Source organism: Bacteroidota bacterium, from assembly GCA_016714535.1.
GTDB lineage: Bacteria > Bacteroidota > Bacteroidia > AKYH767-A > OLB10 > JADKFV01.
Map to the genome: position 1 here is coordinate 15,810 of JADKDR010000006.1, position 14,198 is coordinate 30,007.

At 36.4% G+C, this 14,198-nt stretch carries 14 protein-coding genes; 4 read left to right on the top strand and 10 right to left on the bottom strand.

Annotation, left to right across the window (positions count from 1 at the left end; translation table 11 throughout):
• Positions 1–118 precede the first annotated feature (118 nt).
• From IPO27_09745 to IPO27_09790, 10 genes are all read right to left on the bottom strand, one after another.
• Positions 119–709 carry a DUF479 domain-containing protein gene (locus IPO27_09745; GenBank protein ID MBK8846796.1) on the bottom strand — a complete coding sequence of 197 codons (591 nt, stop codon included), beginning with the start codon at positions 707–709 and terminating at the stop codon, positions 119–121.
• A 387-nt stretch (positions 710–1,096) separates the two neighbouring features.
• Positions 1,097–1,231, bottom strand: coding sequence for a hypothetical protein (locus IPO27_09750; GenBank protein ID MBK8846797.1), 135 nt, complete (start codon positions 1,229–1,231; stop codon positions 1,097–1,099).
• Positions 1,232–1,293: 62 nt separating this feature from the next.
• On the bottom strand, positions 1,294–2,565 hold the full coding sequence (locus IPO27_09755; protein ID MBK8846798.1) for a hypothetical protein: 1,272 nt from the start codon (positions 2,563–2,565) through the stop codon (positions 1,294–1,296).
• 92 nt (positions 2,566–2,657) lie between these two features.
• Positions 2,658–4,130 carry a T9SS type A sorting domain-containing protein gene (locus tag IPO27_09760; protein MBK8846799.1) on the bottom strand — a complete coding sequence of 491 codons (1,473 nt, stop codon included), beginning with the start codon at positions 4,128–4,130 and terminating at the stop codon, positions 2,658–2,660.
• Positions 4,131–4,222: 92 nt separating this feature from the next.
• On the bottom strand, positions 4,223–4,723 hold the full coding sequence (locus IPO27_09765; GenBank protein MBK8846800.1) for a T9SS type A sorting domain-containing protein: 501 nt from the start codon (positions 4,721–4,723) through the stop codon (positions 4,223–4,225).
• On the bottom strand, positions 4,689–5,699 hold the full coding sequence (locus IPO27_09770; GenBank protein ID MBK8846801.1) for a hypothetical protein: 1,011 nt from the start codon (positions 5,697–5,699) through the stop codon (positions 4,689–4,691). Before IPO27_09770 ends, IPO27_09765 begins: the two co-directional genes overlap by 35 nt.
• A gap of 91 nt (positions 5,700–5,790) precedes the next feature.
• Positions 5,791–6,798 (bottom strand): T9SS type A sorting domain-containing protein, encoded by a 1,008-nt coding sequence (locus IPO27_09775; GenBank protein MBK8846802.1) that lies wholly within the window; start codon positions 6,796–6,798, stop codon positions 5,791–5,793.
• Positions 6,789–7,460: a hypothetical protein gene (locus IPO27_09780; GenBank protein MBK8846803.1), complete on the bottom strand. Its 672-nt coding sequence runs from the start codon at positions 7,458–7,460 to the stop codon at positions 6,789–6,791. Before IPO27_09780 ends, IPO27_09775 begins: the two co-directional genes overlap by 10 nt.
• Positions 7,439–9,343: a hypothetical protein gene (locus tag IPO27_09785; protein ID MBK8846804.1), complete on the bottom strand. Its 1,905-nt coding sequence runs from the start codon at positions 9,341–9,343 to the stop codon at positions 7,439–7,441. Before IPO27_09785 ends, IPO27_09780 begins: the two co-directional genes overlap by 22 nt.
• On the bottom strand, positions 9,313–10,026 hold the full coding sequence (locus tag IPO27_09790) for a hypothetical protein (GenBank protein MBK8846805.1): 714 nt from the start codon (positions 10,024–10,026) through the stop codon (positions 9,313–9,315). The genes IPO27_09785 and IPO27_09790 overlap by 31 nt, the downstream gene beginning before the upstream one ends.
• Positions 10,027–10,499: 473 nt before the next feature.
• Between IPO27_09790 and IPO27_09795 the strand changes: the two genes are divergently transcribed.
• The 4 genes from IPO27_09795 to IPO27_09810 all read left to right on the top strand — a co-directional run bounded on the left by IPO27_09795 (position 10,500) and on the right by IPO27_09810 (position 14,196).
• Positions 10,500–11,309 carry an MCE family protein gene (locus tag IPO27_09795; protein MBK8846806.1) on the top strand — a complete coding sequence of 270 codons (810 nt, stop codon included), beginning with the start codon at positions 10,500–10,502 and terminating at the stop codon, positions 11,307–11,309.
• Between the two features lie 162 nt (positions 11,310–11,471).
• On the top strand, positions 11,472–12,812 hold the full coding sequence (locus IPO27_09800) for a (Fe-S)-binding protein (GenBank protein ID MBK8846807.1): 1,341 nt from the start codon (positions 11,472–11,474) through the stop codon (positions 12,810–12,812).
• Between the two features lie 109 nt (positions 12,813–12,921).
• A complete protein-coding gene (locus tag IPO27_09805) occupies positions 12,922–13,701 on the top strand; it encodes a (Fe-S)-binding protein (protein MBK8846808.1) in 780 nt (259 codons plus the stop codon).
• A gap of 42 nt (positions 13,702–13,743) precedes the next feature.
• Positions 13,744–14,196 carry a hypothetical protein gene (locus IPO27_09810; GenBank protein MBK8846809.1) on the top strand — a complete coding sequence of 151 codons (453 nt, stop codon included), beginning with the start codon at positions 13,744–13,746 and terminating at the stop codon, positions 14,194–14,196.
• Positions 14,197–14,198 lie beyond the last annotated feature (2 nt).

Here is a 14,198-nt window from a genome sequence, read left to right on the forward strand (position 1 = left end):
TTCTGAAAAAAGCATGCAAATGTAGGCAGAATTCAATTGGATGCAAATGTTGTGTTCACTTGATTTTTTATTTTTAAAAATTGTGAACTTAATTAATTTTTATAGCTTTTTCTATCGATTAGAAACTATTGGTTAAACAGAATTGCTTGCAGCTTACTATCAAGTCAGGGAAAAAGGAATTAAAATCTTGTTCGTATTCCGCATAATCGGCAACCAGATAGTTGGTAGCATGTTCCATATTGTTGTCAAAACGGGCTCTGCGGCTCATACCACGAAAAACATTTTGCATGCCTTCGATATACTGATAATTATAAAGCCAATTGTTAGGTTCGATGTAATTGAGGATATAGCGCGTGCGCTCGGGCAAAATAGCTTTGTGTTGGTGAAGCAAGTCGTAAAATTGCTGCGTATAATGCAACAAAGGCTGATGATGATACTGTTGCCATTGTATTGCCAAAAAGTGATCATAATATAAATCTGACACAACCGGTGCATACTTGCCTACCGTAGGGTGCAGCCTCTTTTTGGTTTGGTGTACGCGCGGATGCGAATCGGTGTAGCTGTCAATGTGCTTATGCAACAAAATCCCTTTTTGAATATCGGGATGAAACATGCTTTTGTCCACACCCTTTAGTTGATCAGCAATAAAATTTCCAATTTGAATCAGCTCGTTTTCACCGGAGAGGTATATGTGTGCAAGGTAATTCATGCATTGCTGATGTTATATTTTTTAGAAAACGAATATGAGAATAAATTTTGGTAACCAAGTTTGTAGATGAGCTTTCAATCACATTACGATAAGAAGATAATGTCACATCTTCAAAAAGGAAAGGTTTAGGATCAACGCCAATTCTATTTATAATATGATTTGATTTAAAATTGCAGCAAAACATGATTTGTAATTTGTATTGCATTACAACTTGATATGTGTCAAAAAAATTGTAGTTGGGTTTGCAACTTAAAATGGTATCAAAATAAATCTAAGAATTGACATTACGATTTTTCCAAATAGGTGATGCAGTTAGTATGTACTCAGAAAGATGGTTAACTAAGTGATATGGAATTATAAATTTCCATACCTGATTAAGTTTTACTACTATTTTACTATCACAAGTTTTTGATATTGGTCAATGGCTCCATTGTCAATTGCAATAAAATATATCCCATTACTTAACTCCGCTGTGCTAACTCGGTTGTTGGTATCATTTGTCAACATTACTGATTTGAGCAAATTACCATACCCATCAAATATTTTAGCATTTATTTTTCAAACTAATGGTTCCTACATTTATTTCAAAATAATCTTTTGCGGGTTTGGTACAATAGAAACAATTGGCTTTGTGCCGGCAGGCGGTACACCCAACCCCAATGTATCGCAACTGCCCGGCAAAGGCCAAGCCTATAATTTGGATAATTTGGTATAGTGCCTCTGTGAAACCGCGGCATAATAATTTTATTTTGTAAAACCTTGCACCCTATACCAACTACATCAGGTGAATCTATTACATGGATGTTGCGCCTGCAAGCCCCTCCGCCAGGTATATAAATTCTATTATCGGCCGCCAAATAAGGCCAGGTAAATCCTTCATAATCACAACTGTCAAACACAATAGAATCCAATACCGCAACTGTATCACGAGTGGCCTTCCAATTTGTTTTAGTAAGGTCATACTGTTCAATTGCCCATCCAGTTGACAAATATAAAAGTTGGCTATTGGGAGAAAATATAGGCGTACCATAAATTTTTTTCTCTTGCCAATTACTTAACAAACCTATACAACGGTCAAAGTCATATAGGTTGATGCGTTTATTGGAGCAATTTACATATTTACTGCCATCTGGAGAGAAATACTGCACACCTTGCGAACTATGCCCGCCAGCCCAAGTGTTGATATGGCCATAAATTTGCGTAAATGGCCCACTCACTCCTTGTGGGGTTAACAAAAAAGTATAAAAAGTATCGCCTTCTGCTGAATGGCATAATACCCACCAATCTCTACCGTTGCCATGCTTTACAGCGTTTATATACCCATCCATTTTATTCCAATTTAGCGCTTGATTTTTACTTATAACAGCCCCATTACCATTATTTAGTGACATATCTATTTTGGCTAAGTATAAGTGTGATGGTAAAACAGAAGGTGGTATATCATTTTCAGGTGAAAAGGAAAATAAATTGTAAATAGGTAAGGTATCTAAAAGTGGTAAAATAATACTGGATTGTGGTCCATACCCTCCATAATTAGGGCTTAATACAGCATAAGTATTCATCAGTGTGTCACCATTCGGCAAAACATTATTATTTCTATCATACACTCTTTTCATGTCATTATAAAAGAGGAGTTTACCACTACTATCGCTTATCATACTTAGAGTCCAAAAAAATTCGTTATTTATTGAAGTTGTATCAATAAAGGCACTATCGTAAGTAAAGTTAATACTGCAACCTCCACTAAGAGGATGCTGGCCTATATTTGTGCCTAAGTACCACCAATTATCCATTTTGTTTTGGGCTTGGGTTAAGGCAGTGCAGAATAAAAAATAAATAATTAGTTTTTGTTTCATTACACATAAGTGTTTTAAAGTGTTTGAATTGTATTCTTTGGAAAAAATCAGATATGGAAAAACAGCTTTCCATACCTGATTAAGTTTTACTACTATTTTACTATCACAAGTTTTTGATATTGGTCAATGGCTCCATTGTCAATTGCAATAAAATATATCCCATTACTTAACTCCGCTGTGCTAACTCGGTTGTTGGTATCATTTGTCAACATTACTGATTTGAGCAAATTACCATACCCATCAAATATTTTTAGCATTTTATTTTTCAAACTAATGGTTCCTACATTTATTTCAAAATAATCTTTTGCCGGGTTTGGTACAATAGAAACAATTGGCTTTGTGCCGGCAGGCGGTACACCCAACCCCAATGTATCGCACACACTACCAGGCAAAGGGCCAAGCCTGTAATTGGGATAATGAGGTATAGTACCACTATGAAACTTTGGCATAATAATCTTATTTTGTAGAACCTTACACCCAACTCCAACTACATCTGGTGAATCTATAACATGAATATTGCGTCTGCAAAAACCAAATGCCGGTATATAAATACGATTATCAGATGCTAAAAATGGCCAACTAAATTTAGCATAGTCGCAACTGTCAAAGACAATGGAATCGAATACCGCGACAGTATCGCGAGTTGCCTTCCAATTAGTTTTAGATAAGTCATACTGTTCAATTACTAAACCAGTTGATAGATAAAGCACTTGACCATTGGGTGAAAAAGCCGGTGCTGCCCATATTTTTTTTTCTTGCCAATTGCTTAGTAAACCAGTACAACGGTCAAAATCATAAAGGTTTATGCGCCTATTGGAGGAGTTTACATACTTAGTTCCATCGGGAGAGAAATACTGAACATATTGAGAACTATGGCCCCCAGCCCATGTATTAATGTGTCCATAAACCTGTGTAAAAGGACCATCTACCCCATAAGGTGTTAGTAAAAAGGTGTAAAAAGTATCACCTTCAGCCGAATGACATAATACCCACCAATCTCGTCCATTACCGTGCTTTACAGCGTTAATATAAAAATCCATTTTTGCATAGTTTAACGCTTGATTTTTGCTTACAACTGCCCCCAATCCATTATTGAGTGACATATCTATTTTTGCTAAGTATAAGTGAGCAGGAAGTAACAAAGGTCCCAAATCTTTTTCACCCGATACAGAGAATAAATAATAGGTAGGAATAGAGTCAATTAAAGGTAATATAATACTACCTTGAGGCCCCCCACCTACGTTCGGGCTTAGTACACTCCAGGTATTCATTAATGTATCGCCATTTGGCATAATATTGTTATCTCTGTCATATACGCGCTTCATATCATTGTAAAATAACAAATTGCCACTACTGTCACTTATCATACTCAAAGTCCAAAGCAAATCATTATCAATCGGGGTAGTATCTACTGAGGCTGAGTCGTAAGTGAAATTAATACTGCAACCTCCACTGAGTGGATGGACTCCTATGGATGATCCTAAGTACCACCAATTATCCATTTTGTTTTGGGCTTGGGTTAAGGCAGTGCAGAATAAAAAATAAATAATTAGTTTTTGTTTCATTACACATAAGTGTTTTAAAGTGCTTGAATTGTATTCTTTGGAAAAAATCAGATATGGAAAAACAGCTTTCCATACCTGATTAAGTTTTACTACTATTTTACTATCACAAGTTTTTGATATTGGTCAATGGCTCCATTGTCAATTGCAATAAAATATATCCCATTACTTAACTCCGCTGTGCTAACTCGGTTGTTGGTATCATTTGTCAACATTACTGATTTGAGCAAATTACCATACCCATCAAATATTTTTAGCATTTTATTTTTCAAACTAATGGTTCCTACATTTATTTCAAAATAATCTTTTGCCGGGTTTGGTACAATAGAAACAATTGGCTTTGTGCCGGCAGGCGGTACACCCAACCCCAATGTATCGCACACACTGCCCGGCAAAGGGCCAAGCCTATAATTTGGATAATTTGGTATAGTGCCTCTGTGAAACCGCGGCATAATAATTTTATTTTGTAAAACCTTGCACCCTATACCAACTACATCAGGTGAATCTATAACATGAATATTGCGTCTGCAAAAACCGAATGCCGGTATATAAATACGATTATCAGATGCTAAAAAATGGCCAACTAAATTTTGCATAGTCGCAACTATCAAATACAATGGAATCGAATACTGCAACAGTATCGCGGGTTGCCTTCCAATTAGTTTTGGATAAGTCATATTGCTCAATTGCTAAACCTGTTGAAAGGTACAGCACCTGACTATTGGGAGAAAAAGCAGGAAATGCCCAAATTTTTTTCTCCTGCCAATTGCTTAATAAACCGGTACATCTATCAAAATCATATAGGTTTATGCGCTTGTTTGAAGAATTTACATACTTAGTTCCATCGGGAGAGAAATATTGAACACCTTGCGAACTATGGCCCCCAGCCCAGGTATTAATGTGTCCATAAACCTGTGTAAAAGGTCCATCTACCCCATAAGGTGTTAGTAAAAAGGTGTAAAAAGTATCACCTTCAGCCGAATGACGTAATACCCACCAATCTCGTCCATTACCGTGCTTTACAGCGTTAATATAAAAATCCATTTTTGCATAGTTTAACGCTTGATTTTTGCTTACAACAGCTCCCAATCCATTATTGAGTGACATATCTATTTTTGCTAAGTATAAATGCGATGGCAAAAGAAAATTTCCAAAATCATTTTCAGATGAGACAGAGAATAAATAATAGGTAGGATTAGAGTCAATTAAAGGTAATACAATACTACCTTGAGGCCCCCCCCCCCCTGCATTTTGATTTAAAACAAGCCATGTATTCATTAATGTATCCCCGTTTATCATTATGTTATTATTTCTATCATACACCCGCCTATTATCATTGTAAAATAATAACTGCCCACTACTATCACTTATCATACTCAATGTCCAAAGAAAATCATTATCAATCGGGGTAGTATCTACTGAGGCTGAGTCGTAAGTGAAATTAATACTGCAACCTCCACTGAGTGGATGGACTCCTATGGATGATCCTAAGTACCACCAATTATCCATTTTGTTTTGGGCTTGGGTTAAGGCAGTGCAGAATAAAAAATAAATAATTAGTTTTTGTTTCATTACAAATAAGTGTTTTAAAGTGTTTGAATTGTATTCTTAGAAAAAATCAGATATGGAAAAACAGCTTTCCATACCTGATTTAGAATTAAAATCATTTTACAATAACAAGCTTTTGGAATTGTTGCACACTGCCATTGGCAATAGCTACAAAATATATTCCATTGGTTAATCCATTGGTTTTTATCCGGTTTGTATTTTCATTTGATAATATTTGAGACTTTACTACATGCCCATAAGCATCAAGTATAGTTAGCAATTTTCCTTTTACATCAATCCCTTCTGCTTTGATTTCAAAATAATCTTTTGCCGGGTTGGGTACAATATCAAATGAAAAAGAAATTGCAGAATTGTTTGTATTTATTGTACGCATACTATAACCATCGAGCATGCAAGTGGCTTCATCATTGTAACCCATATCATCATAAAAGTGCGATAATATGGCGCGCGATTGATATACCCCTACTCCTCCATTAAATGGGCATTGCACTGCTATATCATATAAGGTGATTTTATCATCTTCGCTTAATGCTGCATTTATTTTATACTTAATTGCTATTGCATTTACAGTTTTTATGTTAGCCTCGTGCACCTCATTGGCTTGTACATTGTTATTTTGGTTACTGGCTATTTCTTTTTTTACTTTATCAATAACGGCTAATTGCACACTGCTTTGGTTGGCAGTACTTTGGCTAACTTCTAATGCTGTACAAGCCAATAAATACGCATCAATATCACTTTGCAATATTACGGTTGCATTTGTTATTGCATCCATAGCTGCTTTTGCATCATGGAATTTATTGTCACTTGTAATTTGCTCATTTATTATAGCAGTTTCAAGTGTTACTTCGCCAGCGGTTTTTTCGGTTAAGGTCTTTTTTACTTCTTTCAAATCACCTATTGTACTTGCTTCTGTAGTGTTATAAAAATCAGTCAATACTGTATTGCCGTTTTTTAAATCAGGATATAATTCAAGTTTTTCGTTCAATGCCTTTTTCATTTCGAAAAGTGTCTGTGCCTCAAACTCTTGTAATGTAGCAGTACCATCTGCAATCGTTAATTCAAACCCATTGATTTCATCATCATCTTCCCTTATAGGCAATTCGCATAATGATACATTGCATGTTGCTTTGGCACTGTGCTTATATCAAACCAATCAAAACCAAATCCTAAATTATGTGTGGGTGCTTCTATGAATATTCCTTGTGTTGGATAATTTAATACCCTAAATAAGTTGGTTGCAGAAGTCAATGCATTCAATGGTATCAACTGCGCCCCAAGACCGGGATAATTATTTAAAAAATTCCAATGATTTCCTTTGTGTAATTGTGGCCCCATATTAGGTTGCGCACGCAATCGTAAGCCTTGCCAATGTTCGTTTATTTCGTTTGAGTTAAAGTCGGTGCTGTTGCAATCATTTAGAAAACGGAAACCCACATCAGTATTGTGCGAGGTGTTGCACGAGACCGTATTGCTATTAGAGGTTTGAAAATCGTATGCAATAGACAGCGGTATATAGCTAATACCTGCTGTAGAATAACCTACCCCTTCTACATTATTGCAGGATATGTTATTGGCATGCGAGGCTTCAAGAGCTATGCCTAAATCAGGTGTTGGGGGGTGGATTGTACCCATAAGTACACGGTTATCGGTAACGGTGGCATTATTTATAGTATTTAATCGAATACCTCGTCTTGCATCGGTCATGGTTATTAAATTACTTTTAATAGTGGTATTCGTAATTACGGGTAATGCGTTTTGCACCAAATACCTGTTCTTGGTAAACTATTGCCACCAGGATTTTCAATAAATACTTCGTTATTATTTACCGTAATCATACCTGTACATTCTTCTATGCGCATACCATGTTGTGTTTCGGTAAGGGTATTTTCATAAACGCTTACACCAGCCAAATCATTCATGTTGCTAAGTACAATGCCTAATCTATTATCGCCTAAAGCACTTGTTGAGCCACTTAAGTTATTATAAACTTCACCCGAAATGCCATTGAGGTATATACTGCGAAAGCAATCATCAAACTCCATATCATTATTAATATCACCTTCTATGGAAACACTGTGAAATACTTCCCCTTGGCAATATACAGCAGTTTGTAAATGATTGAACAACGATGTGTTTGTAAGGCCGTAATAGGTTGGTGCACCACCTTGCTCAATGATGTTTTCAAATAAATTATTTACAATATAACAATTTGAGTTATAAGTTAAAACACCGCAATTAAGATTTGTAAAAGTATTTTTTTGTATGGCAGCATTAGTATGGCCTACTTGCAGGTAAACAACATCATGTGCTACAATGCCTGCAAATCCGGCAGCATTAATGTCAGGTTGTTGCCCAAGATAAGGCAATACCAAGTTGGCAGTAGTAGCAAAGTTATTGCTTACAATATAACCAAGATTAGTTTGAGGCATAGCATTGGGAGCAATATAAAAGGAAATAAAATTATTATAAAAATTATTCTGCCTCAAGTATGTGATAGCTCCATCATAAGCATGTACAGCATACTGAGCATCGCTAACAGTACTTTCTTGGATGGTAAGCTGCCCGTCAATTACACGTATGCCATACCACATTTTGTCGCATGCACTTAGATTGCAAGTGCCTACGAATAAGGAATTGTTATTGTCAATAATTATTTCTGCTGCCGGCCCCATTATAATATGAGGGCATCCAACAAATGAAAGTGACTGATCAATAGTAAGCGTACCATTAATATGTATTCCATCAGGATAGGTAATATTATTTGTGCCGAAGTGCGTAATCAAGTCGGTAGCAGTAACATCTGTAAAATAAAGTGGAATAGAGCCAGCAGGAGGCGTTCCGGTACAGCAATCTTGGATGTAATAGGTCTCTTCACAAAAACCATTATTAACTATTATTGTTGCTCCAAATCCATTGACACATGTAACTTCAAGTAAGCAATTACCAACAGGATTTATGGTATGAAAATTTCCAGGGTCGTTGGGTATGACTGTCCAGGTATAGCCTTGGTTAGCAAAACAATTATCAACTTCTACTATGATGGGTGTGGTATTACAAGCTGTAAAACTTGAGCCTTTTAACACTGGTGAAGGATTTACTGTAATTGTCACTTCATCAAAGTCAGTACACTGTGTACCGTTAATTGTAAGTACTAACAGAATTGTAAATGTGTAATTAATTGGGGCATTAGTTAAATTAATTGGAAATGTTGCTATTGGGTTCATTGAATTTGGATTATCAAAAACAACTCCGGGGGGCGCGGTCCAAGCGTAAATTGGATTTAACGCTGCATCAGCAGGGCAACCGGCATCTAAAAATGAATATGTGCCGCAAGTCACATCATCACAACCTGCATTTACTAATCGGCTAATAAAAAAATTATCAATATGCGCCCAACATTGTATTCCTGTATTTGCATTTGGCACAGGGTTAATAGCTACTCTATTAAAATTTACTGCTGAGGTATTAGTAAAACAAAAATAATTTCTGGTAAAGGTTGTATTGTTTTGGATAGGCATTTGTGCATATATCTGCTGATTGTTTATTCCAAATGTAATTTGATTACCTGGAAAAAACCAATTACACAAGGTAATATTTAACTGTTGAAATGGGTTTACTTCACTCCTGAAATCAAAATGACCCAAAAGTACGTTTCCGTCATTAATATTGGATCAGCTAACGTTGTAACAATTGCTTCACTTCGCCCATTACGTGACCACATTGCAGCCCAAGGATTCATATTGAATTCTCGTAATTGAGGTGAAAGATTGCCATCTTGCCAACAAGGAATATTACATTTAAATTCATCAGAAGGAACACCTTGAATACATACTAGTGGGAAATTTGTAAATTGTCCATTGCAATTAAGTTGACAAGGATCATCACAATGACCTAAATGAAATGGGAAGGCTACAATTGCAGTTTTTACATTGAGCATAAAAGTAGCGGCAACATTACAATTGCCACAAGTATCAGGGTTGTATTTTCTTAAAAATTTAAATGTGTATAAATCGCCTTCTATTATATTTGAATCTAATATTGCCTGAATAAGTGAATCACCAGGCACATACGTTGAATGAGACCATATTAAATCAGGGTTTGTGCATGTGTTTCCATGAAATAGCTTGATGCTTTTCCACTCTGGAAAATTTGAAAAACCTGCTACCCCATGAATAATATCAAGTCTAATATTGGTAGTATCTGCAATAAAAGATATATACAACACACTATCATTCATAGTATATGTATTCCAATTATTGTTGTTTGATATTAGACCTAATGGTATTGGGTTGCTGCATGTTTCGCCTAATGCAAAAATTTGTTTCAAAGGCAAAGAGATAAAAATTAATATTACGAGCAATAGCTTATTGAATTTTTAAATGTTGATTGTTTTTGTGAATCAACTCGTGTTGATAATGCAAATTGATTTGTACTCATAGTTTTTGTTTTTAAATTATTAAAATTTATGAACCGCTACTATAATTATTACTTATCGGGGTATTAAAAATAAAGGCAAACCCTGGCAGGTAGGTGTTAGCATGATAATAAATTCGATTGAAATTATTTTTCATTGCAGAAAGATTTTATGCAAAAGGTCAAGTATTGTCAAAGAGCGTGATGTAAAGTTAAGTAATGTTTTTTTAGCAAACAACATATTAATGATTTTATTTTTTCAAGGTATTCCAATCAAGAATTTTTCTTATGATTGGTTAAACTAGCTTTCTAACTAATAACATTCGAAGCACTCTCTTGCCAAACTATTTTATATTCCCTTATATTTGAGCCAAATTATTTAAGAGAGTGAAATACGGCAGAGAAATTAAAATTGGAATTTTACTCACAGTAGCTGTTGCGTCAGGCTTGTGGGGAATTAACTACCTCAAAGGTTCTGAAATGTTTTCGAGCAATGTTCACGTTACGGTGCAGTATGATAATGTAAGCGGATTGGTTGAGTCAAACGGTGTTTTGCTAAATGGCTATAAAATAGGTCAGGTATACAAACGCAGGTTTTTGCCTGACAATTCAGGAAAAATTGAAGTTACTCTTGAAATGAAAAAATCAATTTTTGTATCTGACGATGCCATTGCTACCATTATCAACAGCGATTTATTGGGAGGCAAGGCAGTGCAAATAGATTTAGGAATCAGCAAAAACCCTGTTCAGGATAAGGGAGTATTGCGCGGAGCCTTGCAACCGGGCCTTGGCGATCAAATTGCACCTTTTAGAGATAAAGCATCTAATTTAATGGGATCAGTAGATTCATTATCTCATAATTTAAATGTTGTTTTTAACAGAGAAAATCAGGTGGCAATGGCGCAATCGATTAAAAATCTTGAAACCATTACACAAAATTTCACTGAATTAAGCAAATCAAATGGCTCGTTAGCGCTTGCTTTATCTAACATAAAATCAATTACTGATAATATTAAAAATCAAAATCAGAAAATTGAAGAAGCCATAGGTAATCTGAATAATCTAAGCAAGCAACTTTCCGAAGCAAAGTTGAGCGAAACGGTAAATAACCTTGAAAAAACATCCGGCGAACTAAATGCTGTTTTTAGCAAAGCTAAACAGCGGAGAAGGAACTGCAGGCAAATTACTCAACGATGATAAGCTGTATAAAAACCTTGAAGCTGCCACGGCAGATTTGGATAAATTACTTATCGACTTAAAGCAAAATCCAAAGCGATATGTTCAGGTTTCGGTATTTGGCCGCAAGGACAAAACAACACCCAAGTGATTTTTGTTAATTAACTAAATCCACATGTACGTATGAATGAAAAACCGTTTTCCGAAATTCTTGTTGAATCTATTCCGCAAATATTTTTTGCCATACTCTTATCCATTGGCCTTGCACTCTTTATAAAAAATATTCAAAAGCTTATTCGCAACATCAATCTGGGTAGGGATAAAGTGATAAACGATAGAAGGAGCGAGCGTTGGCGCACCATGGCTATGGTGGCGCTGGGGCAATCAAAAATGATGACACGACCTGTGGCCGGTTTTTTTCACATCTTAATATATGCCGGTTTTATTATTATCAATATAGAAGTACTCGAAATTATACTTGATGGAATTTTTGGAACACATCGCTTGTTTGAATTTCTGGGGCCGTTGTATAATTTTCTCATAGGTGGTTTCGAAATTCTTGCCTTGCTAGTACTGGTGGCCTGTGTAGTTTTTTTAATGCGCAGGAATGTACTCAAGCTAAAGCGATTTTGGATGCGTGAGATGACCAGTTTTCCTCGTACCGATGCCAACCTCATCCTCATCACCGAAATTGTATTGATGTCCTTATTTCTGTTTATGAATGCAAGCGATAGCATATTGCAAAAGCGCGGTATTGCACATTATGTTGAGGCAGGAAGTTTTCCGGTAAGCAAAATCTTTGTTCCATTGCTCACAGATTTTAGTTCGTCTGCACTAATCGCTATAGAGCGTTTTTGCTGGTGGCTTCATATCATTGGCATACTTGCATTTATGAACTACCTGCCATACAGCAAACATCTGCACATTCTCTTTGCTTTTCCTAATACGTGGTATAGTGATCTGGATGCCAAAGGAAAATTTAATAATTTGGAAAGTGTAACACAAGAAGTAAAACTAATGCTTGATCCATCGCTGCCACCACCTGCAAGTGATGGCACAGCACAACGCTTTGGTGCCAAGGATGTGCAAGACCTTACATGGAAGCAATTGATGGATGCTTACTCATGCACCGAATGTGGCAGATGTACATCGCAATGCCCAGCAAATATTACAGGTAAAAAATTATCGCCACGCAAAATTATGATGGACACCCGCGACCGATTGGATGAAGTGGGCAAACAAGTTGATATGCATGGTATTGAGTACAAAGACGGGAAGGCATTACTTGGCGACTATATTACTGAAGAAGAATTGTGGGCTTGCAATACATGCAACGCATGTGTGCAGGCGTGCCCCGTTAACATAAACCCGCTATCAATAATTATGGATATGCGCAGGTATTTGGTAATGGAACAAAGTGCAGCACCTGCCGAGTTAAATGGCATGTTTACTAAGATAGAAAACAATCAGGCACCCTGGCAGTTTTCGCCAGCCGATCGAATGAACTGGGCACAGGAAAATTAATTTTCAAAAAAAAGAATTCGCTTATGAAATAAGCATTACAAAAGTTGACACCCAATAAAAATGAATATATGCGATTCCATCTGACCATTAAAAAACAAAAAATAAACAGATGAAAATACCAATGATGTCTGAAATGCTTGCCGCAGGCGAATCTCCTGATATTTTATTTTGGGTTGGATGTGCCGGTAGTTTTGATCAGCGGGCACAAAAAGTTACCAGGGCCATGGCAAAAATATTAACGCATTGCCAAATAAAATTTGCTGTGCTTGGCACCGAAGAAAGTTGTACTGGTGATCCAGCTAAAAGGGCAGGCAACGAGTTCTTATTTCAAATGCAAGCCATGATGAATATACAGGTACTGAATGGCTATGAGGTAAAAAAAATTGTAACCGCTTGCCCACATTGTTTTAATACGTTGAAAAATGAATACCCATCGCTGGGTGGTAATTACCAAGTTGTGCACCACAGCATGTTGCTACAACAATTGCTTAACGAAGGTAAATTGTCAATTGCAGGAGGAAATTATAAGGGAAAAAAAATAGTTTTTCACGATCCATGTTATCTTGGCCGTGCCAATGATGTATACGAAGCACCGCGCGAAGTTATTACTAAGCTTGATGCTGCCTTGCATGAGATGAAACGCAGCCGTGCGAATGGTTTATGCTGTGGGGCCGGAGGTGCGCAAATGTTTAAAGAACCTGAACCTGGAGAAAAAGATGTGAATATAGAACGCACCGAAGAAGCATTAGCACTTAATCCGAATGTGATTGCAGTTGGTTGTCCTTTTTGTATGACCATGATGAGTGACGGTGTTAAGCTTAAAGAAAAAGAAGAGCAGGTAGCTGTGCTTGATATAGCCGAGCTAATAGCCAATGCCGGAGAACTATAGAATTATTTAATATTTACCAATTAACCTAAAATTACACACGTCATGTTCGTTACATTTGATACCCTTAGCAATGATAGCAAGGTTTGGATTTTTCAGGCAAATAGATTGCTTGATGATGCTGAAGTAGCGCTACTGATGGATAAATGCAAGGCATTTATCGATAGCTGGACCTCGCACAATACCGAACTCAAAGCATCGGCCATCATAAAGCATCAATTATTTTTAATAATTGGTGTTGATACTTTGTTTGCTAACGCAAGTGGATGCAGTATAGATAAGGCATTCAGATTTGTACAGGATATAGGCGCACATTTGAAAATTGATTTTTTTAATCGCCTGAATATTGCCATTGAGGGTGGAAATCAAATCTCAATAATTAAATCGCAAGAAATTACTGAACAGCAAGGCGAGTACTTTTTTGATAACCGCATAGAAACTAAAGGCGAATTACTAACCGACTGGAAAAAGCCGCTGTCGCAATGTTGGGCATTATAATA